The sequence below is a fragment of the Enterococcus sp. 3H8_DIV0648 genome (genome assembly GCF_002140655.1).
GTDB classification, from domain to species: domain Bacteria; phylum Bacillota; class Bacilli; order Lactobacillales; family Enterococcaceae; genus Enterococcus_A; species Enterococcus_A hulanensis.
In genome coordinates this window covers 196,978-222,707 of sequence record NZ_NGLG01000002.1, presented here as the reverse complement: position 1 = coordinate 222,707, position 25,730 = coordinate 196,978, and the positions used below count along the sequence as shown (strand labels likewise).

The 25,730-nt window shown below is 39.4% G+C and carries 28 protein-coding genes; 3 read left to right on the top strand and 25 right to left on the bottom strand.

Annotated elements, in window-relative coordinates; translation table 11 throughout:
• Positions 1 to 72 precede the first annotated feature (72 nt).
• The gene (locus A5875_RS17455) at positions 73 to 1,050 is read right to left on the bottom strand and encodes a Gfo/Idh/MocA family protein (protein ID WP_088934873.1); all 978 of its coding nucleotides are present in this window, start codon (positions 1,048 to 1,050) and stop codon (positions 73 to 75) included.
• Between the two features lie 21 nt (positions 1,051 to 1,071).
• Positions 1,072 to 2,091, bottom strand: coding sequence for a Gfo/Idh/MocA family oxidoreductase (locus tag A5875_RS17450; protein WP_088934872.1), 1,020 nt, complete (start codon positions 2,089 to 2,091; stop codon positions 1,072 to 1,074).
• A gap of 247 nt (positions 2,092 to 2,338) precedes the next feature.
• On the opposite strand from A5875_RS17450, the gene A5875_RS17445 reads away from it, so the two are divergent.
• Positions 2,339 to 3,211, top strand: a complete 873-nt coding sequence (locus A5875_RS17445) for a MurR/RpiR family transcriptional regulator (RefSeq protein WP_088934871.1) — start codon at positions 2,339 to 2,341, stop codon at positions 3,209 to 3,211.
• A 41-nt stretch (positions 3,212 to 3,252) separates the two neighbouring features.
• Here the strand turns inward: A5875_RS17445 and A5875_RS17440 are convergent, their stop codons facing one another.
• The 8 genes from A5875_RS17440 to A5875_RS17405 form a co-directional block, all read right to left on the bottom strand.
• On the bottom strand, positions 3,253 to 3,831 hold the full coding sequence (locus tag A5875_RS17440; protein WP_088934870.1) for a histidine phosphatase family protein: 579 nt from the start codon (positions 3,829 to 3,831) through the stop codon (positions 3,253 to 3,255).
• A gap of 80 nt (positions 3,832 to 3,911) precedes the next feature.
• Positions 3,912 to 4,604 (bottom strand): flavodoxin, encoded by a 693-nt coding sequence (locus A5875_RS17435; protein WP_088934869.1) that lies wholly within the window; start codon positions 4,602 to 4,604, stop codon positions 3,912 to 3,914.
• Between the two features lie 27 nt (positions 4,605 to 4,631).
• Entirely contained in the window at positions 4,632 to 5,033 is a 402-nt protein-coding gene (locus A5875_RS17430) for a MerR family transcriptional regulator (RefSeq protein WP_088934868.1), read from the bottom strand.
• 14 nt (positions 5,034 to 5,047) lie between these two features.
• Positions 5,048 to 5,902, bottom strand: a complete 855-nt coding sequence (locus A5875_RS17425) for an aldo/keto reductase (RefSeq protein WP_088934867.1) — start codon at positions 5,900 to 5,902, stop codon at positions 5,048 to 5,050.
• 16 nt (positions 5,903 to 5,918) lie between these two features.
• On the bottom strand, positions 5,919 to 6,662 hold the full coding sequence (locus tag A5875_RS17420; RefSeq protein WP_088934866.1) for an SDR family oxidoreductase: 744 nt from the start codon (positions 6,660 to 6,662) through the stop codon (positions 5,919 to 5,921).
• A gap of 348 nt (positions 6,663 to 7,010) precedes the next feature.
• Positions 7,011 to 7,766, bottom strand: a complete 756-nt coding sequence (locus A5875_RS17415) for a hypothetical protein (protein WP_088934865.1) — start codon at positions 7,764 to 7,766, stop codon at positions 7,011 to 7,013.
• A gap of 131 nt (positions 7,767 to 7,897) precedes the next feature.
• Positions 7,898 to 9,778, bottom strand: coding sequence for an ABC transporter ATP-binding protein (locus A5875_RS17410; RefSeq protein ID WP_088934864.1), 1,881 nt, complete (start codon positions 9,776 to 9,778; stop codon positions 7,898 to 7,900).
• The gene (locus A5875_RS17405; protein ID WP_088934863.1) at positions 9,765 to 11,504 is read right to left on the bottom strand and encodes an ABC transporter ATP-binding protein; all 1,740 of its coding nucleotides are present in this window, start codon (positions 11,502 to 11,504) and stop codon (positions 9,765 to 9,767) included. The genes A5875_RS17410 and A5875_RS17405 overlap by 14 nt, the downstream gene beginning before the upstream one ends.
• 216 nt (positions 11,505 to 11,720) lie before the next feature.
• Here A5875_RS17405 and A5875_RS17400 point away from each other — a divergent pair, with 216 nt between their 5' ends.
• Positions 11,721 to 12,158: a MarR family winged helix-turn-helix transcriptional regulator gene (locus tag A5875_RS17400; RefSeq protein WP_088934862.1), complete on the top strand. Its 438-nt coding sequence runs from the start codon at positions 11,721 to 11,723 to the stop codon at positions 12,156 to 12,158.
• A gap of 160 nt (positions 12,159 to 12,318) precedes the next feature.
• Here A5875_RS17400 and A5875_RS17395 read toward each other — a convergent pair whose 3' ends face one another.
• The 14 genes from A5875_RS17395 to A5875_RS17330 all read right to left on the bottom strand — a co-directional run bounded on the left by A5875_RS17395 (position 12,319) and on the right by A5875_RS17330 (position 24,405).
• Positions 12,319 to 12,891: a hypothetical protein gene (locus tag A5875_RS17395; RefSeq protein ID WP_088934861.1), complete on the bottom strand. Its 573-nt coding sequence runs from the start codon at positions 12,889 to 12,891 to the stop codon at positions 12,319 to 12,321.
• A gap of 334 nt (positions 12,892 to 13,225) precedes the next feature.
• Entirely contained in the window at positions 13,226 to 14,071 is an 846-nt protein-coding gene (locus A5875_RS17390) for a PRD domain-containing protein (RefSeq protein WP_088934860.1), read from the bottom strand.
• A gap of 54 nt (positions 14,072 to 14,125) precedes the next feature.
• Positions 14,126 to 15,109, bottom strand: a complete 984-nt coding sequence (locus tag A5875_RS17385; RefSeq protein WP_088934859.1) for a hypothetical protein — start codon at positions 15,107 to 15,109, stop codon at positions 14,126 to 14,128.
• Positions 15,110 to 15,132: 23 nt separating this feature from the next.
• Positions 15,133 to 17,181, bottom strand: coding sequence for a PTS transporter subunit IIABC (locus tag A5875_RS17380; RefSeq protein ID WP_088934858.1), 2,049 nt, complete (start codon positions 17,179 to 17,181; stop codon positions 15,133 to 15,135).
• Positions 17,182 to 17,447: 266 nt separating this feature from the next.
• Entirely contained in the window at positions 17,448 to 18,023 is a 576-nt protein-coding gene (locus A5875_RS17375; protein WP_088934857.1) for a hypothetical protein, read from the bottom strand.
• A gap of 68 nt (positions 18,024 to 18,091) precedes the next feature.
• Positions 18,092 to 18,655, bottom strand: a complete 564-nt coding sequence (locus A5875_RS17370; protein WP_088934856.1) for a hypothetical protein — start codon at positions 18,653 to 18,655, stop codon at positions 18,092 to 18,094.
• 333 nt (positions 18,656 to 18,988) lie between these two features.
• On the bottom strand, positions 18,989 to 19,237 hold the full coding sequence (locus tag A5875_RS17365; RefSeq protein ID WP_088934855.1) for a GlsB/YeaQ/YmgE family stress response membrane protein: 249 nt from the start codon (positions 19,235 to 19,237) through the stop codon (positions 18,989 to 18,991).
• Positions 19,238 to 19,263: 26 nt separating this feature from the next.
• Positions 19,264 to 19,842: an Asp23/Gls24 family envelope stress response protein gene (locus A5875_RS17360; protein ID WP_088934854.1), complete on the bottom strand. Its 579-nt coding sequence runs from the start codon at positions 19,840 to 19,842 to the stop codon at positions 19,264 to 19,266.
• Between the two features lie 417 nt (positions 19,843 to 20,259).
• Entirely contained in the window at positions 20,260 to 20,916 is a 657-nt protein-coding gene (locus A5875_RS17355; RefSeq protein ID WP_088934853.1) for a YczE/YyaS/YitT family protein, read from the bottom strand.
• A gap of 439 nt (positions 20,917 to 21,355) precedes the next feature.
• Complete coding sequence (locus A5875_RS17350; RefSeq protein WP_088934852.1) at positions 21,356 to 22,051, bottom strand: DUF2922 family protein; 696 nt, start codon at positions 22,049 to 22,051, stop codon at positions 21,356 to 21,358.
• Between the two features lie 50 nt (positions 22,052 to 22,101).
• Entirely contained in the window at positions 22,102 to 22,485 is a 384-nt protein-coding gene (locus tag A5875_RS17345; RefSeq protein WP_088934851.1) for a hypothetical protein, read from the bottom strand.
• A gap of 218 nt (positions 22,486 to 22,703) precedes the next feature.
• Positions 22,704 to 22,925 carry a hypothetical protein gene (locus A5875_RS17340; protein ID WP_242551138.1) on the bottom strand — a complete coding sequence of 74 codons (222 nt, stop codon included), beginning with the start codon at positions 22,923 to 22,925 and terminating at the stop codon, positions 22,704 to 22,706.
• Positions 22,915 to 23,184, bottom strand: coding sequence for a DUF2187 domain-containing protein (locus A5875_RS17335; protein ID WP_242551139.1), 270 nt, complete (start codon positions 23,182 to 23,184; stop codon positions 22,915 to 22,917). The genes A5875_RS17340 and A5875_RS17335 overlap by 11 nt, the downstream gene beginning before the upstream one ends.
• Positions 23,185 to 23,508: 324 nt before the next feature.
• On the bottom strand, positions 23,509 to 24,405 hold the full coding sequence (locus A5875_RS17330; protein ID WP_088934849.1) for a helix-turn-helix transcriptional regulator: 897 nt from the start codon (positions 24,403 to 24,405) through the stop codon (positions 23,509 to 23,511).
• A 97-nt stretch (positions 24,406 to 24,502) separates the two neighbouring features.
• Here A5875_RS17330 and A5875_RS17325 point away from each other — a divergent pair, with 97 nt between their 5' ends.
• On the top strand, positions 24,503 to 24,904 hold the full coding sequence (locus A5875_RS17325; RefSeq protein ID WP_088934848.1) for an effector binding domain-containing protein: 402 nt from the start codon (positions 24,503 to 24,505) through the stop codon (positions 24,902 to 24,904).
• Positions 24,905 to 25,138: 234 nt separating this feature from the next.
• On the opposite strand, the gene A5875_RS17320 is transcribed toward A5875_RS17325, so the two are convergent.
• Positions 25,139 to 25,730, bottom strand: a 592-nt coding sequence (locus A5875_RS17320) for a DUF6287 domain-containing protein (protein WP_369596962.1), incomplete at its 5' end; no start/stop codon positions are given.

The following is a 25,730-nucleotide window of genomic DNA, read 5'->3' as shown; positions in this document are numbered from 1 at the left end:
CTTCCTTAACTACTCCTACCATACACGTTGAAGTTCACTTTAAGGCAAGCATTTTATTCAAAAAAATATGAATTAACCTAAAACAATCCCTGCATCATTAATCGCTGTTTCAACAATCTCCATCACGATCTTACTATGCTCCAGCTGCTGTTTTACAAAACTCATATCCTTGTCAGCGATCACCTGACTGAACAGCTTGAACTCATCAAACATGCGATGTGGATGATCCTTATGGTCAAAGGTTGCTTTTTCCCCAGAAAGAGATTCGGTAGTGTAGCTGTCCAGCGTATTGGTTGGACCATTCACCACGACGGAGCCTTCCGTTCCTTGGATCGTTGAACGAATCGTTGCTTCAGAATCCTTCGCCCCGATACAAACAACTTTTACATCCCCATAATCCAGTATCAGCATGCCTGATGTGTCGATCTCGCGCTCGATATTCGCGTAATACTGTACTTTCTGCGGCTTGCCCAGCAGACCGACTACTAAATGAATATTATAGATATTGATATCCATTAAAGCCCCGCCGCCCATTTTAGGATTAAAGGCAGGTAAAATCGTTCCTTCTTTAAAGGCGTCATAGCGAGAAGAATATTGCGAATAGTTACATTCAATGATTTTTAATTTGCCGATATTTTGACTGGCTTCTTTGATTCCTTGATAGTTTTTCAAATATTGATTAGTGATAGCTTCTACCAGGACTAAATCTTTTTCTAACGCGATTTTTTCTAATTCTAAAAGCTCCGCATGCTTCAGCGTAAATGGCTTTTCACAGATGACGTGCTTGCCTGCTTCCAAAGCTTTTCTCGCGAAATTGTAATGCAGGTGGTTCGGCACTGCGACGTATACCGTATCGAAAGCAGCACTTTTCAGACACTCATCGATGTCGGTATACGACGCGTCGATCCCATACTCCGCTTGGATTTTTTTCGTTTTTTCCTGACTTCTTTTCGTTCCCAAAATGGCCTTTACTTCAATTTCAGGCAAGTCTTGTGTAATTGGTAAAAATTCTTGGACAATCTTGCCCGAACCAAAAATGGCTAATTTCATCAATACCCCTTCTTTCTTCGACTATTTTGAAACTTGTTGAATCCCTTTTTCCAGCATTTCGATTTGCAGCAGCGTTTCTTCATCCTTCACGGCTTTTGGTTTGCCGTTGATCAGCGTTTCATAGATATCCTCATACACACGACTGTAATCACCGATCTCTGAAACAACTTTTTCTTCATGAAACACGCCTGCATCATCCATATAAGTCAGCGTACCATAGTGTTCAGGCAAATCAATCCCAAAATCCTTGTTTTCCGGCATATAAAACATCTTCAAATGCTCTTCTTGACGGTCCTTCGTCTCTTTGACAAAGACACCCTTCTTCCCATAAACGACAAAGCTTGGGCGTTCCTTCAAACGGAAATAGCTGGATTTTACAGACACCTTCATGCGACCATAGAATAAATCCAAGTCAAAATAGTCATTCATTCGATCGTCGCCTAAAAGCTGGCGCACTTCGTAATGAACATCATCCGGCCGGCCGAAATAAGAGATTACCTGATCCAAGGTATGGCAAGCATGGCCGTAAAGGTAACTCGTTCCGATCGAAAATTTTTCAACACTTTCTGGAACTTCGGGACGATAGTAATCATAATGCATTTCAACTTCCAACAGATCTCCCAGCACACCGCTTTCGATGACCTTTTGAACCGTTAAAAAGTCGGAATCATAACGACGATTTTGATAACATTGAATGAACAAGCCTTTTTCTTCTGCTAAACGGAACAATTCCTTCGCTTCTTCAGCAGTCTCGGTAAACGGCTTTTCGATCAAGACATTTTTTCCATGCTCTAAGACTTCCTTGCCTAGTTTGAAATGCAAGGGGCTTGGTGTCGTTACCACAACTAATTGAATTTCCGGATCATCATAAATATCGTTGATCTCCGAAGTATAATTTGTGCCGGGATTTTTCTCCCACGTGATTCGTCCGCTTGGTGAATAGATCGTTTTGACCTTGATTTTGTCCGCTAGCTTTGTTGAAAAGGGTAAGTGATAACGGTTGGTACTCTTTCCGTTGCCGATATATGCGATGGTTAACATGAATAAATCCCTCCAGATTTCTTTTGATAATTTTATTATAGAAGAATCCGATTGATTGAAAAGAGTTTTCAGTAAAACAGGTCGCTTAATCCAGCCATTCGTGTCTTTCCAGTCAAATCCTGAACATTTATACCAAAATTTCTTTCAACTAACGAACAATTCTTCTGAAATCGTTGAAATTACGGTATGATACCAGTGTGAGAAATTTAAAAAAAAAATTCATTAAGACAAACTAGAAGGTGATAACGTGCTATTAATTGATAAGTTGCGGCTGCAAAAGGACCTGACCACTACCGAAAAACGGATCGCAGACTATATTTTGCAGAATTTGGCGACGATCCCGGCGATCAATGTCGCAGAGCTGGCGAATAATACCTATACCTCCCATTCTTCAGTGATTCGTTTAGCACAAAAAATGGGCTATGACGGCTTTCGTGATTTTCGGATCGCTGTTTCGGAGATCGCTCACAGCGAACTTTATCGTTCCAATCCAGTTGATGCTAATTTTCCCTTTCTGCCGCAGGACTCAACAAATGACATCGCCAAAAAAATTGCCGATCTGACGATTAATACGGTCCAACGTACCTACGCTCAATTAAATGAGCAAGTGCTGGATGAGACTGTCGATCTTTTGGCAAAGGCAGATCGAATCTTCCTATTCGCACAAGGGGATTCCCAGATTCGCGCCCGCAGCTTCCAAAACAAGCTGGTAAAAATCAATAAATTTTTGATCATCGCCGACGAATATGCCGATGAAGATTGGAATGCCGCCAGCCTGACAAGTAGAGACTGCGCGATTTTTATCACCTACCGTGCCAGAGTTCCACAATATGAGCGGATGATGAAACACTTTTTGAACGAAAATATTCCTGCTGTGCTGCTTACCGGCAATAGTCAATCAAACTTGATCCCGCTTGCTGCTCAGGCGATCGTATTCACTCAAGAAGAGATGGACTTCTTAAAGGTCAGCACCTTTTCTTCGCAAGTAGCCTTTGAGTATATCTTGGATACTCTTTTTTCTTTGTTATACGCAAAGGAGTTTCAACAAAATCTCGCTGCATTTAAAAAGAAAAATGAATGGATCGAAAACGGCATATTGTCGGATGATCCGAAAACATAAAAAACCGATTCTACTTAAAATTTCAAGTAGAATCGGTTTTTTTACCTAATCCCAGAGAAGTCATGATTAATGATTTCTAACAGTTCGAACTGATCCTTATCAAAGGCGAACTTCAAAATACAACAATTCGTTATTCTCCCCTGCAATTCAACCTTGCTCGTATGCTCCCACGCCCGCATAAATTGTCTGCATGAAGCACCATGTGAAACCATTAAAATATTTTCTCCTTCATCAGCTTGGACTAATTCAAGAACCGTCTTTGCGACCCGCGCTCGAAATTCCTGCTCTCCCTCACCGCCAAAGGCCACGAAAAAGTCACCATAGGGCAAAGGAGGATTTAAATACTCATGCTCCGCCTCTAAATCACCGAAGTTCCATTCCTTCAAGCCCTTCACTCTTGCATAACGCAAATCGGTCACTAACTCCAAGGTGTCGCAGGCTCTTTCTGAGGTTGAAGAGTAGGCACTATCAAGCTCAATCCCATTTTCAATAAAATAATTTTTGGCGATCAAAGCCTGATTTCTTCCAAGTTCTGTCAACGGTGAATCACACCAGCCCTGAATCTTTTTTTGTTGATTAAACAGCGTCTCCCCATGACGCATCAAGTAGACCGTTTTCATTTTATCGCTCCTTGTAGATTTTATTTTTTTAATCAATACGGAATCGCTGCGAAAATATCTCGCAACGATCTCTTCAATAGTTAGATATCCAGATCATTCAGCCAAGCAATGATCTCTGGTTTACTTTCCGCTGCCGCATCACGATTGACGGAATAGCCCTCTTCAATCACTGTCGCCTCCGGTTCTTCCTGCTTGATGGAATTGATCGTATCGGAAAAGCCGCTGCCGCCATGGGTGTTGAAAGGAATGATCGTTTTCCCTGCCAAATCCGCTTCATCCAAGAAGCTGTAAAGAATCATCGGCATATCGCCCCACCAATTGGGATAGCCAAGAAAAATCGTATCATACTGATCGATCGCCGCAATTTTTTCTTTGATGGCTGGTCTTGCCTTGTCCTCTTGCTCTTGGTTGGCTAAGTCGACTAATTTTTCATGATCGGTTGGATAAGCCGTTTCTGGTTCGATCCTAAAGATTTCTGCTCCGAGTTGTGTCTGGATCGTTTCGGCAACATATTGTGTATTACCTAAGACCTTACCAGCAATCACGACTGCACTGTTCTCTTCTTCTTCCGTCATATTTTCCGAATCATCGGTTTCCGGCATAGAAAAATAGACGACTAACGAATTGCCGAATTTTTCTTTGTCTTGAATCGTCGAAACCGAAGTCTCGTTCTTGCTTTCACTTGTAGTTGAATCCTCTGCTGCATTATTGCCACAAGCTGACAACATTGTAACGGTAAAAATTGCTGCGATAATCCCGAAGCGTTTTTTCATTTGTGTTCCACCTTCCCAAGTAAGCCATCACTCTTCCTTCAACTCATTATTGATCTGTAATTTTTCCTTTTCGTAATTCACCATATGAGTGTCAAAATTATCCAATTTATATTTCAAATAATCCCGCGCTTCTTCTAAAGCTTTGATTTTTTTCTCCGCATCATCTAAGTGCTCCTGCAAGATCGCTTTTCTAGCACCTAGTGTTTCGCCGCCTTCACGAGAAAGGCTGGCATAGTCGATCAAGCCTTCCACCGATACTCCGGCATTGCGCAAAACTTTGGCGAAATAGACCCAGTTCAAATCCTTTTCAGAAAAATCCCGATACCCATTTTTATCACGAGTTATCGATGGGATCACCCCAATGCGTTCGTAATAGCGGATCGTGTCCGGGGAAAGATCATACTTTTCACTAACTTCTTTAATGTTCATTTACTTCACTCCTTTTAATTCGTATTTCTCACCATACCTACCAAGCGTTCCACTGCTGCCGCATCGCGATGGTCGAAGAAGCTTGATTGGTTTTGATCCAATGTCGCGATTTTCTGCATGTCAGCCTCCGATAGCTGGAAGTCAAACACGTCAAAGTTTTGCTGCATCCGATCAATATTCGCTGACTTAGGTATCGCTACGATCCCGCGTTGGATGTGCCAGCGCAAGATAACTTGGGCGATTGATTTCCCATATTGGTCGCCAATGGTTTGCAGCAGTTCATTTTTGAATAAGTCATTCTTGCCTTCCGCAAAGGGGGCCCAGCCTTCCATTTGCACACCTTTTTCCAGCATTACTTTTTGATCTTCTGCCCGCTGGAAAAATGGATTGACTTCGATTTGATTCACCGCCGGAGTAATTTTGTTAAAGGCAGCTAGATCAATCAAACGATCAGGGTAGAAGTTAGCCAAGCCGATTGCTCTGATTTTACCTTCTTCATAAAGTTCCTCCATCGCCCGCCACGCACCATAGACATCGTTTAACGGTTGATGAATCAAATAAAGATCCAAATAATCTAACCCCAGTCGATCCAATGAACGTTGAAAAGCTTGCTTGGTTCCTTCATACGTCGCATCGGTGATCCAGAGTTTTGTGGTGATAAATAATTCCTCACGAGGAACACCGCTGCGTTTGATCGCTTTGCCGACGGCTTCTTCATTGCCATAAGAAGCGGCCGTATCAATCAAGCGATACCCATGAGTGATCGCTTGATAAACGATTTCTTCACACTCGTTTAAATCAGCGATTTGAAACACGCCAAATCCTAAAATCGGCATTTTAACCCCATTATTCAATGTTACATAGTCCATACTTTTTTCTTCCCTTCTATTGTACTTGTTTTGTCGGACGAATAATAATTTCATTCCAAGCAGCATCCGCTGGTAAATCGATTGCTTGTTGAATGGTCGTTGCGACCCGATCGACTGAGATCCCAAAGCTGTCGTAAAACTGCTGATAGTTTTTCTTCAATTTCGGATCAGTTACAGAGGATAACAGCTCTGTATTAATGGCTCCCGGTGAAACGATCGTCACTCGAATGTTCGATCCGTCTTGTGCCACTTCCTCCCGCAGCGATTCACTAATCGCACGAACCGCCCACTTAGTTGCCGAGTAAACTGCACCACCTGCATGAGCATAATGTCCGGCGACCGAAGAAATATTAATGATCTGTCCCGCTTTTTGTTCGTTCATATAAGAAAGCGCCGCACCGATCCCATACAAGGTTCCTTTAATATTGATGTCGATCATCTGATCCCAATCATTGATTCGCTTATCCTTGAGTGGAGAATGAGGCATGATCCCCGCACTATTGATCAATACATCGATCCTGCCGAAAGTATCGACCGCCAGTTTGACTAGTTTTTCAACGTCTTCGCTATCGGTGACATCCGTCACTTGATAAAGCGCCTCACCATTATCGGCCTTGATTTCTTCAACGATCTGCTTCAATTGTCCTTCACGTCGTGCACCTAAAACAACTTTATTGCCCTTTGCGGCCAGTAACTTTGCACTCGCTTCGCCGATCCCGCTTGAGGCTCCTGTAATAACGATTACTTTACTTGCTGTCATAAGAAATCCCTCCTGATGAATAAAGCATACACCTTGGAGTTCACTTCAAGGCAAGAGAAAACTTTGCGAAAAGTATAAGAAAGGCTTCGCGAACTCGCTCAGCTTTTGAGCAATAAGACCAAAATATTTCTAAATTGCTTCTCAAATTTCGAAATGTTTTTGCTTATTGCCGATAAAGCTAGTTCGTGAAGCCAAACATGGAGATACCCGCTACAAAGCGATTTATTCATCTGAAAATTTTATACTTACTTTATAGTCAAAAAAGGCTGAGATCAGCTCTCAGCCTTTTACCTTCACTAATAATCATTTTGCGTTGCTTTTCTGAATTGAGTAACCTCATGCTGAAGACTAATCAGTCATAAACTCCAATCTCTGAGTTAAATGATAGAACGATTTCTCATATTGCGAGCTAAAAGTTTCCCCGAAATAGTACGTTCCTTTTTTGATGTTTTCTCTGCTTCGGTCAGGAGTTATGATAGACAATGTTTGAGTGGCGGAATCAATATTTTCGCTGAAGAACGAGCGCTCCCAGCTGCAAAAATCAGCGTCTTCAGCGACGCTCTCAAGAATAATAAAATGGACCGCCAATTCCAATGAATCGAACAACCTTTCATTCAGTTTCTCTTCTTGTAGACTATGATCGTCAATAGCGACGTTGAAGTTCTTAAGCTCTAAATCTAAAATGAATTCATTGATCCATAACCGGTCCAAGAAGGAACAAAATATAATGACATTCTGATCTTTCTGATGCTTATCTAATTTAGCGATTGAAAAAATTTGATTGAATAAACCGCAAATCATATTAAGCTCACTGATCAGACTTGTGTGTTCTGCGGAATATTTTTTGATTTCAGGATGCCCTCTGACATCGATTGCCTTCAACTCCTGTCTAATATCAAAGTAGCGATCGATCAGATCTTGCTTCTGGATCTCATTGCTGATGCTGTTTAGGCTATAAAATTTGTAGTTAGTATACGTCAAAACATCATTTTCAAAGCCAAAGGCAATTTTCGCCTTTAAATCATCGAGGTCATAACCGACGAAGCGGCCAATCCTTCCGCTGCTTTTCCCAGCTATTACTTTTACAAACCCAAACTTAACCATGATAATTGCTACCGTAACGATATGGTTTGTTTTTTATTTCTGCATTCATGTCGTATGTCCTCCTATTATTTTTTCCTACTATAGTATTACTCGTAAAAAGAATACTCCACGAATTTTTACACACTGACAGGCTATTCTAATTCGAGAGCGCCTGTATATAGTTGATGGTATTGTCCTTTTTCCTCGATCAATTCGTCGTGGTTTCCCCGTTCAATGATTTGACCAGCAGCCATTACCATAATAGCATCTGCATTCTGAATAGTCGAAAGGCGATGGGCGATTACAAAAGTCGTACGGTTAGACATTAGCGAGTCCATGCCTTTTTGAACCAGAACTTCGGTATGAGTATCAATACTGCTGGTAGCTTCGTCAAGGATCATCGCCGGCGGATTGGCAATAGCTGCTCGCGCGATTGACAACAATTGCTTTTGTCCCTGTGACAAGCCGCTGCCTTCACCATCTATGATCGTGTCATATCCATTTGGAAGCTGCATAATAAAGTCATGGGCACTAGCCAAAATCGCCGCCTCTTCAACCGCATGATCATCCGCGGCTAAATTACCATAGCGAATATTTTCCCGAATCGTTCCTGTAAATAAATTCGTATCCTGCAAAACGATTCCTAGAGAACGTCGTAAATCGGCTTTCTTTATTTTATGAATGTTAATACCATCGTATCTAATCTTTCCATCATCAATGTCATAAAAGCGATTGATTAAATTCGTGATCGTCGTTTTTCCAGCACCGGTCGCTCCCACAAAAGCTAATTTCTGTCCCGGCTCGGCGAATAAATTAATATCCTTTAGAATCACTTTCTTTCCGTCATAAGAAAAATCAACATCATAAAAACGAATATCTCCTTGTAAGGGGGTATAGCTGACACTCCCATCACTATGCGGATGCTTCCAAGCCCATTGCTCATTCTGCTCTTTAACTTCAACAACTTCTCCATCAACCTCGTATCTGACATTTACGAGCGTTACATACCCGTTATCCACCTCAGGTTCTTCATCCATCAAGGCGAAAATACGTTGAGCACCGGCCATCGCCATCACGATCGAACTTAATTGCTGCGAAACTTGTCCGATCGGCATACTAAAGGATTTAGACAGTTGCAGAAAAGCGACCAAAGCGCCTAGACTAATAGGAGAGATGGCACTGACTGTTAACGCGCCGCCGACTAAAGCAAGAACGACATATTGGATGTTGGCAAAATTATTCATGATCGGCATCAAAATATTTGAATATCTGGCAGACCAAGTAGCATTGAAGTAAAGCTCTTCATTCAACTCATTGAAGCCTGACATGGCTTGCTCTTCGTGGCAGAAGACTTTAACCACCTTTTGTCCGGCTAACATTTCTTCGGTATAGCCATTTATGACACCAATGGAATTTTGCAGCTTCTCGTACCACGAACTGCTGTGACTGCTGATTTTCTTAGTGATTACCAATTGGATAGCAAGGATACAAGCAACCACCAACGTTAAAAGCGGACTTGTATACAGCATCGCGAAGAAAATGAACGTACAGCTTACCACACAATTAATGAGCTGCGGAAGACTTTGGCTAAGCATCTGACGCAGTGTGTCAACGTCATTTGTATAGCGGCTCATGATGTCGCCAAACGAATTTTGATCAAAATATTTGATTGGCAGGTCCTGCATTTTTCGGAACATACTATTTCTAATTTCTTTTTGGACTCCCTGCCCAATAATTGCCATCGTGCGTCCATAAATATAGGTTGAAACGACGCCGATATAATAAATCCCGCCCATGATTATCAAAGCCTTGAATAACTCATTGAAGCCTTGCCCCTGGCTTCCAATCAGCGGAGTGATGTAATCATCGATCAAGATCTGAAGGAACATCGAACCCGCTACCCCGGCCGCCGCACTGATAATAATGCATAGTCCAACGAGTAGCGTTGGTACTTTGAAGTCAGTCGTTACATATTTTAATAATCGTTTAGATGTCGGTGTGCCCTTTAAGCTTGCTGGTCTATTCTGCTTCATCGACTTTCGCTCCTTTCGTTTGAGATTGGACTATCTCGCGATAAATTCGGCTTTCTTCCAACAACTCTTCATGTGTACCAAAACTGTTGATACCGCCAGCATCCAAAACAATAATCCGGTCTGCATCTTGAACGGATGAAATGCGTTGGGCAATAATCAATTTGGTTGTATCCGGAATCTCCTCTTTAAATGCCTGCCGCAGCATCGCATCTGTTTTGGTATCAACTGCACTTGTAGAATCATCGAGGATCAGGATTTTCGGTTTTTTCAGTAAGGCTCTGGCGATACATAAACGTTGCTTTTGGCCGCCGGAAACATTGCTTCCCCCTTGTTCAATAACTGTCTCATAGCCATCCGGCAGTGCGGTAATAAAATCATGCGCCTGTGCCAATTTACACACTCTTTCTAATTCGGAATCACTCGCGTTTTCATCGCCCCATCTCAAATTCTCTTTGATTGTGCCCGAAAACAGTTCATTCTTCTGCAGGACCATCGCGACATTATTACGCAGTAAAGATAGATCATACTCTCGAACATCGATCCCTCCGACTCTCAACACTCCTGAAGTAACATCATAGAGCCGTGGGATTAATTGAACCAAGGTGCTTTTGGAGCTTCCCGTCCCTCCAATGATTCCGATTGTTTCACCATTATGGATCATCAGATTGATATTTCTCAAAGACAGCTTATCTGAATCCTCCTGATAGCTAAAACTAACATTCTCGAATTCGATAGAACCATCTGGAACGGTTTCAATCGAAAGAGTCCCGCTGTTCAGGTTGCTTTTTTCTCCAAGCACTTCGACAATTCGATCTCCTGAAGCTTGCGCAATCGTCAGCATCGTAAAAATTTGAGCCAAAATCATCAAGCTAGTAAGAATCTGCATCAAATAGGTAATCATACTGGTCAGCTCGCCTGTCGTCATAACATTGCTTACGATCAAATTGGCACTGAACCAAGAAATAAGCAGCGTACATGTATAAACTGTAAATTGCATCAAGGGACCATTAATAGCCATGATTTTTTCCGCTTTGGTGTAATCATTGTAAATTTCCTGTGAGACTTCTTGAAATTTTCTATTCTCTTCTTCTGATCTGACAAAGCTTTTGACTACTCTGATTCCGCGAATATTTTCTCTGACGACATTATTCAGTCTGTCATAGACCTTATATACGCGCTGAAAAATCGGCTGCGAACGACTAATAATCAAAAATAAACCAATTCCCAGAATCGGGATCGCGGCCATAAAAATCAATGACAGCTGAAAATTGACAGACATCGCCATGACCAAAGAAAAAATAAGCAAGAGCGGACAACGGATGGCGACTCTAATAATACTTTCATACGCAATTTGGACATTTACTACATCTGTCGATACTCTTGTCACCAAACTCGCGGCCGAAAATTTATCGATATTAGAAAACGAAAATTTTTGGATATTCGAAAACATATCCTTTCTGATATTTTTGGCAAAGCCAGCAGATGCAGATGCGGAAAAACGACTGGAGATAATCCCAAATGCTAAAGCACAAAGCGTTAAAACAATCAAAATCACGCCCATCCGCATGATGTAATTCATATTTTGTTTTACAACCCCCTCGTCAATGATCTTAGCCATCAGTAACGGAATCAACACCTCCATCACTACTTCCAACATTACGAAAAAAGGGGATAAAAATGAATCACGCTTGTATTCCCTGATTGACCCCATTAATGTTTTTATCAATTTAGCAACCTCCTTAAATATATTTGGCATACCAACTATCTCGCTAAAAAAATAAGTTCTCTTCAACAGTTATATAGTTGGTATTGCAACTATAATAATATATATACGTTTGCAAGAATGTCAACGTTTTATTTATATCAAGCAATTACTATTTGACATCCTCTTACTAAAGCGCTAATATTTAAGTTGCAATACCAACATAAAAGAGGTGTGCTTATGCCAATCATTACGAGAGACATATCTGTCTTATATCGAAAAATGCAAATGGGCTTCGATAAATTGCTAGCTCCCCTAGGCTTAACAAACGGAAAAGTGATGTTCCTATTTTGCTTAGATGACAATGGCGCGATCACTCAAAATCAAATTTGTAAAGAATTAGATATGGATAAAAGTACCGTAGCCAAAATGCTGACGAAGCTAGAAAAAGAAGGCTTTATCTATAAACGTGTCAATCCAGATGATTCACGAGCCTTCCTGGTCGAACTATCCGCTAAAGCTCATGAGATTATGAGCTCAGCTAGAGAAGCACATGATACTTGGGTGCAGCTGGTGACCTCCGATTTAACGGATATCGAGAAAAACATTTTTATCGAACTCGTTCATAAAGTGAGTCAGAAGTCGATCCTGATTGCAGATGATGATTCTCGCGTTTAAATCAAGAATCTCTTTGCTTATTTAAAAAAAACTATTCCGGCATTTAACTTGCCGGAATAGTTTTTTTGAATGTAGGATCAACGCTTATTGAACTTATTTTTTCGACAAAAAAGACAGATACCTATAAATGTACCTGCCTAAAGAACGATTAAACAAAAAATTATTCGGTTCCCTGTATCGTGACTCGATAGCTGTTGACCACCCCGGCTTCGGCAATATTTACCATAACCGTATCTAGTTCCTCACGCTCAATTAATTTAGGAAGTAAAAAATTCTCAATGACTTCATCTTCCGTGATCCCTTCTTCGAAATAATCAATTTGGAAAAATTCACCCTTTGAAGTTTTCTCGCTAGAATCAAAGATGTAATCAACAATTACGCCGGTGTCCTTTTTACTGTCTCTGGCCAACCAATGTCGCCTTGCAAGACTTTCTCCAAAAAAGCCCAGCATAAAAACAACCTCCTCCTCATCACTCAAATTCCATTCAAAATCAGGATCATTTTCGCCTAAAAGAAGTTTGATTTCTTCCAGCTGCTCTGTAGATAAGACACAATCAGACAAGGCAAAATCTTCACTTTCTGGAGGTTCGGTTATCTTATAGAGCAGATTTCCATCCTTATCCAAAATACTGAACTTGACCAACAACTCATCATTTAATGTAGTAATCCAAATAACCCGACTAGCCTGATAATCGCCATACCTCTGCGGCCTTTTCAAATATTTTATTTTCACCCGTTTTTTCTCCCTGATCTTTTTATTTTTAAACAGGCAATCTCGCCCTAAATCTAAACCGTTTTCATTTTTTTGCCAGTATTTCCCAAAATCTAGGCTATTTCTCTTTCCACCTTCAGTATAAAGTAATCCTCGTTATCTGCCTAGATATCTGATTAAAGTAAAAAACTTTTTATTTGTAGATTGAATAATTCAATCGGTTCAGTGAAAATGAAAAAGGCCGCCTAACTAAAGAAAGGCGGCTCTAAGTGGTAACGGTCAAAGAATCATGCAACTATCGATCAAAAATGGGTATTCTTGAAATAAGGAAAATCAGAACGTTAAGTAATTTTAGCTAAGCCTCATTTTTCTCAGCAAACCTATATAAGTGCAAAGCTATATAAACTGTTTCTGTTCGCTCGATAGTAATCGCTAATTTTTTTTGAACAATCCTCACTAATTTCCATGCAAGGTTATAGTAGGATGGATATTTTTCAATAATGATTGTTTCTAATTCTCCAGGAATAGTGATTGCTTCATTTCGCTCGATTCTCTCCAACATAAAACGAATATGTGTAATTAATCGAACATAAGACAAATCATTTTCATCAATTGTGAGAGCCAGTTGGTCTTCAATAACTTTTTTTAAGCTAACTAATAGTTCGGCTTTCTTTTCGATACCTCTTAGTGATTCATTACTGATAGCGGTAACGATATGCAGTGTAATAAATCCCACTTCACCTTTTGGTATTTCAATGTCCAATTCTTTTTCTAAACGTTGAACAACGTTTTCAGCGATTTCTGCTTCTTTTGGATACAAACTATTTGTTTCATGCAGAAACGGGTTATCAACTTGCAGCCCCATCTTGCATCTTTTGACTATTGAAGCAATGTGATCAGTTAAAGCAATATGGATGTGCTCATTTAACGGTGTAGAAAGCTTTGATTGAATATAAGAAATTATCTCCGAGGAAATATCCATGATACTTAGCGGCATTTCTGAAAGCATTTGTGTATACAGCTGTTGTTCTTCTTTATCAACTAAACGGAAAATATCTTCAACATTATTGGAAACTAAAATATCATTTTTCTTTTTGCCAAAACCAATTCCTTTTCCAATTAAAATCATTTCCTGACTATCATCATCCACGGCTCTGACGATATTGTTCGTGATAGTCCGCAAGATTTTATACCGGATCATGGTCCTCCCTCCTCACCAATTGTCTTCTATATTAATTATCTAAAATTTGATGTGTCATTTCAACTTCAATTCGTATTCTCCTAGTTCATAAATTCCGAGATAGTAATTCATTGAAATAATTTGCCATTCTCCTAGTTGCTTAATCATTCTGAACGAACCTTTTGCACATGCGTATTCCATGTGCATGTTATCTAGGGTAAATATATAAGGCTGCTTCCGTTGTGAATGCCCCGCCATACGATAAAAGTCAAGGGTGGCATCATCTCCTCTAATCTCTATATTAGATAATAAGTATGGGTGGACCCAATGCCTATTTGACTGGCGATGATATTTTTCAACATTGATGCAAAACCGCTTATCCATCCCACCAAAATTTGAATTCATCGTATGAAAATCTTCATGCAGCGTATCCGCGGTATAATCGAAAATGAGATGATCCAAACCAAAATTATGCTTTGCGACAACTTCTTGAATTTGCTCCTCTTCAGTTAGCACGGTATCAGAAAATTTGATTCGCGCCCAAGGGGAATCCAACTCACCAACAATACAAGGTAAATGAATTCCCTGACGATATCCAGGTTTTCCTTCTTCAAAAAACCATTCCTCTTCAATGGTCTCCAAATCTCCCGAGTGCTTCACCACATCCATTCTTAGTTCTTGTAACCACCAACTACCTGAATGTTTCTGCCAATGGTTCGCAAAAAGAACAGTAAATTCACAAAATTTTACTTCTTCATCTTGTTTAGTTTGCAGAGCGCGGCATGGGACTACCGCACTCTGTTGTGCTTGATCTTCTGAGGTTCGGCAAACAAAATTACAAATTCGCCAATAAAGGAATTCTTTTTGAGGAAAATGTTTAAGAAAACTTTCTACTCCAACCCTGCTATGCTGAGCACCGTCAGAGTAGGCTTTAACTACACTCAAGTTGCAAAGTATATCGTCTGTGATTATTTGTGAAAGATCTGTATTTTCTGGATCACTCCATGCGCACATAAAGGTCGTAAATTTCTTTTTTATTTCATCATAATTCTCTCTCACAGGTATTACCTCCTGATTCCTTGTTAATACGAAATTTTTTCTTGAAAAGAGAAGAAGTCTTTTTCCCCTAATTTCGCCTGACCTACTTTTTTTAGAACAACCTTCTGATTCGTTGCGTTAGTAAATACAACGGAACAAATAGCAGAAGCTGCATGTTTTTTAATATAATCAAGATCTACCATCGCCAATGATTGTCCTTTTTTGATTTCTTGATCTTTTTTGATAAGAATATCAAATGGAATTCCCTTCAAGCCGACGGTCTCGATCCCAATGTGAATTAGAATCTCTTTTCCTTTTTCTGACAAAATGCTAATCGCATGTTTCGTAGGAAATACTTCTAAAATTTTTCCGTCTACTGGAGACACGACTTCACCCGAAACTGGATCGATCGCAAATCCCGGTCCCATCATCTCTTCTGAAAATACTTTATCTGGTACTTGTGAAAGGGGTAATAATTCTCCTTCGATAGGAACAACAAATTCTTCTGATTGCTCTTTACTTTGAACAGCTTCATCTGTTGTCGAATCGCTAAGTTTTGGCATCACTTTTCCTTCAATTATCGCTTGAATTTGCTCTTTCAATGATAAAGCTCTTGTTCCAAAAATAATCTGAGTCGTATTTCCAAGCTCCATAACTCCGCTAGCACCTAAAAGAGTCACTTGCTTTTGTTCAAACTTTTGTTTGTCTACAAACTTCACTCGAAGTCTTGTCGCACAAGCGTCTAAAGAGCTAATATTTTCTTTTCCTCCCAAAGCTGTTAACACTAGAACGGGGAGCTGATCTTCGAGGATAATAGAATTATCCTGTTCTAAAATTTGTTTCTCACGTCCTGGTGTTTGGAAATTAAATTTACGAATTAAGAATCTGATTAAGTAATAATCAAGAACCGCAAAACCAATATTCACTGGAATAACCCATAACCATCCTGGCGCCTGTTGAAACACTCCATAAACAAGATAGTCCATCAGTCCTCCGCAAAAGCTGGAGGCAATATGCACATTCAAAAAGGACATCACTGGAAAGGCAATGGCTTTCATAATGCAATGAACTAAATAGAGCGGAAAGCAAGAAAATAGAAAAGTAAATTCAATCGGTTCAGTAATTCCTGTACAAAAAACAGTGATCATTCCTGCAATATAGAGTCCTAACGTTTTCTTTCGATTCTCTGGTCTCGCTTCCTTTGCAATCGCCAAAGCCGTCCCGATACAAACACCAACCGTAATGAAGACGCCACTGTATACTCCCGCTGTTACAGGGACACCATCAGCTAATTGTGCAATAAACATAGCCAAATCCCCATGAACCACTTCACCTGCTGCAGTCGTATAGCTACCAAATTGGAATAAAAACGGCGGATACCAAAGATGCTGCAGCCCAAACGGAACTAATAAATAATTGACAATCCCATAAGTAAACAACCCAAACGAAGTATTAGGATCGACCACTTTTGTTGAGAAAAACTCAATCCCATTTTGGATTGGCGGCCAAATGACTAGGAATACAACTGCTAACAAAATCGAAGCCAAAACAGTAATAATTGCTACAAAGCGCTTTCCTTGAAAAAAAGAAAATGCTTTTGGTAATGTTGAATCCTTGAACTTTTTATACAAAAAGGCCACTAAAAGTCCTATCGCCATCCCACCAAAAACGCCTGTTTGCAGTGTTGGAATCCCAAGTATGGTTGTGTACGCACCCGAACTCTTAGCTACCGCAGCCGCATCAATCTTTCCTAAAAATCCAAGCGCTGTAATAAAGGTTAAATATCCAATCATTCCGCTCAATCCGGCGATTCCATCTTGGTTGCTCAGTCCAAATGAGATTGCACATGCAAAAATAATTGGTAAATTGCCAATAATCAGATTTCCAATAACTTGAAAAAGGCCCGCGATCATCTGTATCCCATCAGAACCCAGAATTGGTAAAGTCTCAATGAATGTCGTATTTTGCATCATCACACCCAATCCCAACAACAACCCACCAATCGGAATCATCGCTATTACTGGCAACATTGCCGGGCCAAATTTTTGTAAGCTATCAAGTAATTTTGTTTTTATTCTCTGAACTTTTTCCATTTTTCTCAACCCTCTCGTTTAATAAAATTGATCGTACCAACATTTTCCAGTGCACTAGAAAACAAAAAATAGGTACATGGGCACAGAGAAGTCTAATTCTCAATGCACATGTACCTAATTAAATAGTCATACATAAATATTCAATTAACAGCTGTTGAACACATCATAACCGCTTACATAGAAAGTGTCAATCACTTTTTATTTTGAATCTTAAAAACAGTTCGTTCTTTTAAAAACATTGCCTTCTCTGCAATAAACTTCTTATCCTACTCCCAACCCTCAACTTCTTCAATCATCACTTGGTAGCTATTAACCTCGCCTGCTTCAGCAATAGTCACATCAATCTTGTTCAAAGCATCTGCTTCAATCATCTTTGGCAGCAGGTGCTTTTCGATCACTTCATCCATCGTGAGGCTTGAATCAAGATAATCCGTTCGAGACAGCCTTTCTTCATTATAGTCATTGGTTGAATATAAGTAATAGTCAACCATCATTTTCTTAGTCTTTTTGCTATCACGCGCCAACCAATGGCGACGGGCAAGCTGATTGCCAAATTCTCCTAACATAAGAGTGATGTCGTCTTCATCCTCACATTCAAACTCCGGTTCATATCCTTTGATAAAATCCTCGATCACTTCCAGATGCTTAGCTGTAAGATACTTTTGTTCAATCTCATAACTATCTGATTCTGGCGGCTCAGTAATACGATATAAGATAACCCCATCCTTATCCAAAACATTCAGCTTGATTAACAACTCGTCCTTTAACGTACGAATCCAAATAACCCGGCCTGCTTGATACTCTCCATAATCAAGCTGCTTTAATAAATACTTTATTTTCACCCTTTATCCTCCAGCTGTCTATTTATTAGTTTGAAAATCCGTATAATATCAAACGCTTACATGTTGATTTAAAAATTATACTCCTTTAAAGTCAATTTGTACGCAGAACATCTACCATCCTTGAAATATTTCATCGTGATTGTGTTCATTTCTTTATGTGCAAGCATCTGCGCAATCAGATATTGCTCGATCTCTTCTCGCTCAAGCGTCACATCTTCAAAAAACTCCAAATCACTAATAGTATCAACGTCTTTCTGACTAGAATAAAACTCATACAAAATGACAAGACGATCAAACTCTTCCGTATATTTCTTCACCGAATCGATTTGTGCCAATAAAGTTCCAAAATAGCCTAATTTCTCAGTCGAATCCTCCTCATACCAATAGTAATATACTTCATTTTGCTCTAGAATCTCTTGAATGTTCTGTATTTGTGTTTCAGTTATTTCTTCAAAAATCACCTCTGGATCTCTATCACCAGGATGCTCTACAACTCGATATAGAATTCTTCCGTCTTTATCCAAGACATCCAATTTGCATAGCACCTCATCTTCTAAGGTAGTAATCCAAACAACTCGTGCAGGTTGATAATAACCATAAAATAATAATTCACTCTGATACTCGATCTCCACTATTAACTCCCCCTGAATCTCCCTTTTCCAATCCCAGTATAAGATAATATACGCCCTTTTCCTATACGACTTTTACTAGTTAAAAACCTTTTTTTAAAAAAATCATTCAAAAATTAATGCGCAATAATGAAGATCGGTTTTCCTTAAAATTTAGCGACAAGCACAAAGAAGCTCTTGCACCTTCTTTCACGTTCAAGAGCTTCTTTCTATCTATATTTTAGTTAATTTTCTTACTTTGATCAGTGAATCTGTCGGCGATGTGTAGTGGCTTGAGAATAATGTTATCAGCATCCAAAATTCGATTCTGCATATCCACAATTACTAACATCGTTATTACCTATTTGAACGACCTAAGAAGAAAGAAACGATTAATACTAAGATGATCGCACCAATAATTGATGGTACTAATGCCATCCCAGCTAATGATGGTCCCCAAGAGCCTAATAACGCTTGTCCTAACCATGAACCAACTAAACCAGCGATGATGTTAGCGATCCATCCCATACTATTTCCTCTACCTGTAATTGCTCCGGCAATTGCTCCGATAACTGCTCCAATAATTAATGACCATAATAAACCCATGATAAATTCCTCCTAATAGTGTGTAATTATTTTACTCGTGTGTCTTGATTGTTTTCGATTTTTTCTTGTGCTTTGTCCGTTCCGCGGTTCACAGCATCTTTTGCTTTGTCTGTTTGTTCTGACGCGAATTCTCCAGTGGTTTTAGCAGCACTCGTTACTTTGTCTTGAACGGTCTCGCTATCTTTTTCGAATTCTGCCTTAGTCTTCACATCGACCACATGAATGTTCACTTCAATGACATCTAGATGCGTCATCTTCGCAACTTCATCGCGAATCACTTTACGGATTTTTTCAGCAACATCTGTAATATCGCGGCCATATTCAATGACAACATCCATATCCACAGCAACTTGCTTCTTGCCGACTTCTGTTTCGATTCCGGCAGTAACATCATCTGTATTAACTAATTTTTCTTTAGCGTTCGAGAAGAAGCCGCCGTCGACAGTTAATAATCCATCAATTTGTTCAATCGCAACGCCGATGATTTTTTGAATCACTTTGTCGTCATAAGTAACGTCACCTTTTACGTCGGCATGAACATTTTGATCTGATGTTTTAGGTGCTGCTTTTTCATTTACGTGGTTGTTTTCAAAGTTGTCTACCATGATATTTTCCTCCTGTTAGTATAAAAGTGTTTCTCATAAACGATTAAACAAAACTCAATTTGAGCAACCTGAGCTCCAATCATGCGCATGATAAAATAACTAAGCTTTGATTTTATGAATTTTGAAGCTATCAGAATCACTTGTTAACTTCACTAAATAGCATAACTTATTTTATTTAGTTTTAACAATAATCTGCTCGCAACATCATAATAACCTGAAAAATAAGGCTGAATTTTGAGTAAAAAAGCGTTTGTCAGAAAAATGAAATAATAAAAAAATCACTGACGCAGCCTAAGCAATTTTTTTCACTTACTTTTCGAAAGAGATAAATAACAATATCTAAAAATTGTTCGACTCTATCAAATAAGTTTCTTCACTCGCAATAAAAAAAACACTCGAAAAAAGTATTTGAGTGTTTTATCTAACATATTCAGTTTTTATAGCCTTAACCGTCTCCACAACACTTTCATGCTCCACATTCGTCACATTGAAATGAAGGATTTTGAAGGTTGTCTCCAATATAAAGCTGATGCCAAAGACCGAAATGACTGTTCCAATACCGACCTTAGCTCCTAATAACCAGCCGATCAGAAGCACCGCACCTTCGATACATCCACGAACGATTCCAATCGGAACATTTGGTAGACGTTTCCCAAGCGCCACCATCAGCGCATCCCGCGGTCCGCAGCCCATAGAGGCACCGATATAAAAAAAGCTTCCGATGCAAATAGATACTTGGCCCAACAACAACATCACGACACCAGAGAGAAAACCGTGCATCTGGGGAATAATCTCAAATGCTTGGATCATATCAACAAAAACACCAATCAAAATCGTATTCAGAATCGTACCAAAGCCGACCTTTTCCTTCAACAGTACATCCACACCTAGAATCACAACTCCGCTAATGATCAAAATATTTCCATATGTTTGACCCGTTAAATTAGCGATCCCCATACTAAATGCTTCCCATGAAGCCAACCCGATATTTGCCTGAATCGTCAGAAACGACCCCAAAGCAAATAAAAACAGCCCAAAAATCAGGCGAGCCAACCGTACACTATAGCCCTTCATCAACATCCTTCTTTCTACTCTCAAAACCGCCGATATGCAGCGACTGTTAGACTCATTTCTATCCTCTGAAATGATGTTCACTGTTTTAAGATACTGGAATTAATTTTTCAGTTATAGTGCAAAGCTACTGGTCTTTTCTATATTTGTCAATGGAAATTCAAAAAAAGGATCGCTTCACCTGCTTCGGCTGATCCATTCCTTTAAAAGATTTATCAAATCAACGGTTCATTTTTTTGATGTCCACCCAGTTTCCCTCCTTGAAAAAGGATGCGGCAATGCGATCGAGTTCTTTTCAAAAAAACGTTTATTCAATCTGCTGGCATCCGCTCATGGCAAATAGCCCGCGATAAAACGGGCTAAAATTTTTATTCATGCTGATTTTTACTGACTATTCCAGCCCATACCAACGTTGGATTTTTGATGAGATGAAATCAATTAGCTACTCTCGCCTGCGAACGCGATCGAGTAACCGCTTTCTTTTTTTCTTTGGCTGCGCTGGTGGCGACGGATTGGCTGCTGGAGCCTTGGACGGAGCCGCTTTTTCCTCCACCATTGCTGTAACGATCAAGCTTGCAGGTATTGATTTATCATCAACCTCTAGATTGACCGGCACCGTATTTTCTGGCAGACAAGCCGAAATCAGTGATATGGCTTGATCTTGATCTAGCGACCACGGATCGAGCCCTTCAGGAAATTCAATGTGTTGAATCAAAACATCCGATTTTGGTCGTTCCTCTGTAATCCGCAAGTCCTCCGGAATACGGATAGCTGCTAGATCAGCCGCTGCTTTTACTGGTGTTGGTTCAATCTCCGTTTTTACGGGTTCTTCAACCGGCCTGCTGGTTGCCGCCTTCATCATCGCACTCAACGGATCATTTGCAGGTTTTGGCGCATTCTTGAATTTCGCTGAATCATCAAAAAGATCAGTTACTCTTTCTTCAATGACGGTCGCATGCTTCACCTGTTTGAATAGTTGAACCCCCTCCTTTTCAAACAGACTAAGCTTAGTTAATTTTTCTAATGAGGAACGGATTTGCTCCCCAGTTTTTGACACATCAAAATTTTTAAAATGAAAATGATGCGATTTGCCGTTGCCATTTTCAAATTCTGCATCTAAAGTAAATGTATTCATCATTTTTTAACCCCTTCTTTTTCGTATTTTTTGCCTCCTTCCTAACCCTTACGTCATGATTCTGCTATGCTTGTCAGCGGCTTTCCAATGACTTGGCTATAAAGATGCTCAAGCTTTTCTGAGATAAATGTTTGCGCAGGAAACAGTTTGACCGACAATAACTGCCAATCTTCTTTTCCGAAATAATCAATAAAATATAAATAATAGCGGCGCATGGCAGCAGTAGATCTGGTTTTTAAAAAGATTCGCTGCACAAGACTTCTTAATACATATGAGAAATCCGCTTTACACAATTCTTGCCGGACCTGCAGCGTGATCAACATCTCGAGGGTGGCCGTTCCATCGTTTGTTTTATGATAGTAGCTGCTGATTCTTTTTTCCAAAGTTTTACGTGAAAGCGAAAACAATTTTTTGTTGCTTAATCCATACTCTTTCAAAAAACTCCTCCTTTCATCAAAAATAGTTTTAATTTTATGGTGTGAGATATCTACATAATCAAAATACGCTTATTTGCAACCAAATTACACACCCAAAAATTAATATTAAATTAAGTATAGTAATTATCAGTAACGAATCGTTGTTATATCAAGCGTTTTTGCATGATAAAAAAAAACGACTATACACCTGTATAATCGTCCATCTGATTCATTTTAGGCTACCAATCGCCAAAACCCGCTTCATTGGGAACTGTTTTCTCCACCTTTTTTACTTTCTGGTCATATCGGCTTTTATAATACTGATAGTCTTCTTCGAGAATTTCCAATGACGTCCGTTGTTCACGAGTCAAGCTGCTTTTCTTTTGCTTCAAGCCATTGATTTGAAAAGCAAGTGTAAGTACGTGAAGCTCTAAATCTTCAAACTCCGCTTCATTCATCATGAACCACTCCTTTGATCTTTTTATAATTGACGACTACCCTTTGATTGTATTGATCGATTTCATCCTTCGTCAGTCTAGAATCCTGACTGATGTCCACCAAACAGCTGTTGGTGTATTTTTTGAGCACCGTGCCTGATAGAGCATTCTTGCCTTCGTTGAAAAGAAAATCAACCGCATCACCAACGATAAACTGCATATTGTAGGTGTTTTCTCGCACCTCCATGATGGAGCTGGGAATTGCCTGACGACTATTTTTCAAAACATCTCACCCTTCTTCTACTCTTTATAAAAAGTACGCAAACCGTTTATCGTTTCTTAATAGTCAATCTTAAAACTGTTCAAAACCTGACATTACGATAACTATCGCTGCCTTTTAGCTAGTGATTTCTCCTTATTCTAACTGATTAGAGAGGCTATACTGAGAAAAGCTTAATGAAAAATTAATATTTAGAAGGAAGACAACAAAAAAGCCAACAACCACAAAACCTCCATTATCGAAGGTTTTCCAGTCATTCGCTTTTAATTTATAAACAATCCTGCTGCAGCTTTAGAGCTGATTTTAAAAAATAGTCTTCTAGCAACCCTAAAAATCATAATTTGATCGTATCTCCGCTATTTCATGCTTCATTCGTTCCTTAATACTGTCTGGACTCAAAATTTTCATGTGTTTCCCATAAGACAGCAAATGCCTAATTAGCCAACGTTGATCAATTACTTGAGTGGTTACTATCGCAGTCCCATCTTTTTGAATCGTTATGTCTTGATGATCAAAATCATCAAATACTCGATAAAGAATTTCTTTAGAAAAGGCTAACGAAAGATCAATCACCTCTCCCTTCATTTCGGGAACCGCTATCTCAGGAACAACCATCGGAGTAAAAGTTTCGTCGATTATTTTGAGCGACTGCATGCGGCTGATTTTAAAAACTCTGAAAGCTTTTTTAGTTAAACAAAAGGCCTGCAGGTACCATGTTTGTGATTTGAAAACCAGCTTTAGTGGATTACACACCCTTTTCTCCAGCCGATTGGACTGACTTATATAATCAAATTCGACCTTCTTCTTATTTAAAATTCCTGATTTGAGCCTATCAAATTGGGCACCGTCGATTTCCTGATACCAAGGAGAAAAATCCACCTCCAGCCAATTATCCTCGGGAAGCTTGAACAAGGATTGCAATTTTGAATAAGCCTGCTCACTTTTTTCCGGTTCAATAGCTTTAATGCCCTTAAGTGCTAACAACAAACTTTCTTGTTCCTCTTTTGAAAATAAAACCTTGTCTAATACAAAATGATCCATCAAATAAATGCCGCCATTTCTGCCCGTTTCTGCACAGATCGGTATTCCTAGAGAGCTGAGTGCGTTTATATCTCTAAAAATGGTTCTATCAGACACCTCAAACATAGTAGCTAATTCTCTGGAAGTCGTTCGTTTTGCGTTCAAAAGATGATAGATAATGCCAAATAACCGACCATTATTCAATAGATTTTCTCCTCTTAAAAACTTTTTTATAAACTATGACATTAGATGTCATAGTTTCCATAGTACTATTAAACCATACTATAGAGGAGGTTTTGAAATGAAATTTTCAATTTCGAATACCATTAGAACAAATAATTTTAAAGACGCGGCTATTCAGAAAAAAATTATGGGCCTATGGCAGCAAAGTAATGCCTTTATCGCACAGGCGAAGGAACAAGGAAAAAGTATAGCAGCGGTGTACCATGATTACGAAAGTGATTATAAAGGGGACTATTCTCTTTCTATCTGTAAAGAAACCAAGTCAGAGGAGGATTTTGATACTTCGAAGTATCAGTGGAAAGAATACAAAGTAGATAGCTCTGACGAATTGGGCGTCCTAAATGCTTGGAAGAAGATATGGTCAGAGGAAGAAGCACAAATAATCCAGCGAGTGTATGATTTTGATTTTGAAAACTATCCTCCTGCTGGGGAAATTTCTATTTTTATCGCTATTCAGTAAACTATCAACGCCCTACCAAAGACAGAGAACCCGTTTAATTTCTGGGTTCGCTGTCTTTTTTTACAAAAGCAAACACCCCATAAACCCTCAAAATCGATGGTTTACAGGGCGATTTTCACTTTATTAAATGTTTATCAAAAAACTTTACGTAGTAATTAATAACTTTCTTAGCTACAAGAACACAACTGACTCGGGAGAATTGCGTTTGTAAAGGTCATTAAAACACTCCATCTATTATTTTTCTCTATAATAGGCGGTATCAGGAATGCCTCCGTTTTCTTTAAGAGCAAACAACATAGTTCCACCATTATTTCCCATAATAATTCGATCATAATTTGAATCAGTGCCATCTGCATCTAGGCCTTCTGTTGGACTAGTCCCCTTTAAAGCAATCATTAAATTCATTCCATTTGGTAGAGGAGCTGGATCAAATGACAGAAAAATGACATTACTTTGCTTTTGGGGGTCGCTCAATGAAAATTCAGTTCTTCCTCCAGTTCCTTCGCCAGATAAAGTGACGGTACCATTATTGAAGGTTAGTTGGTAGCCATGTGAGTTTGTCCAAGTGCCATTCAATGAAGCATAATCGCTGTTCAAGATTGCCTCTTCCGACAATCCCATCGGCACAATTTGCTGCTCTGAACTATTTGTAGTAGCTTCTGGGACCTCTACTGACGTTGAACTGGACTCTTGACTGATACTTATAGTAGTTTCTGAAACCGAACTGGAACTTACCTTTTCACTTGTTTCTTTGGAAGAATTATCCGAATCAGTTGATTTATTTGTGCAGCCGACTAAAACAGTACTCATAAATGAAATCATTAAA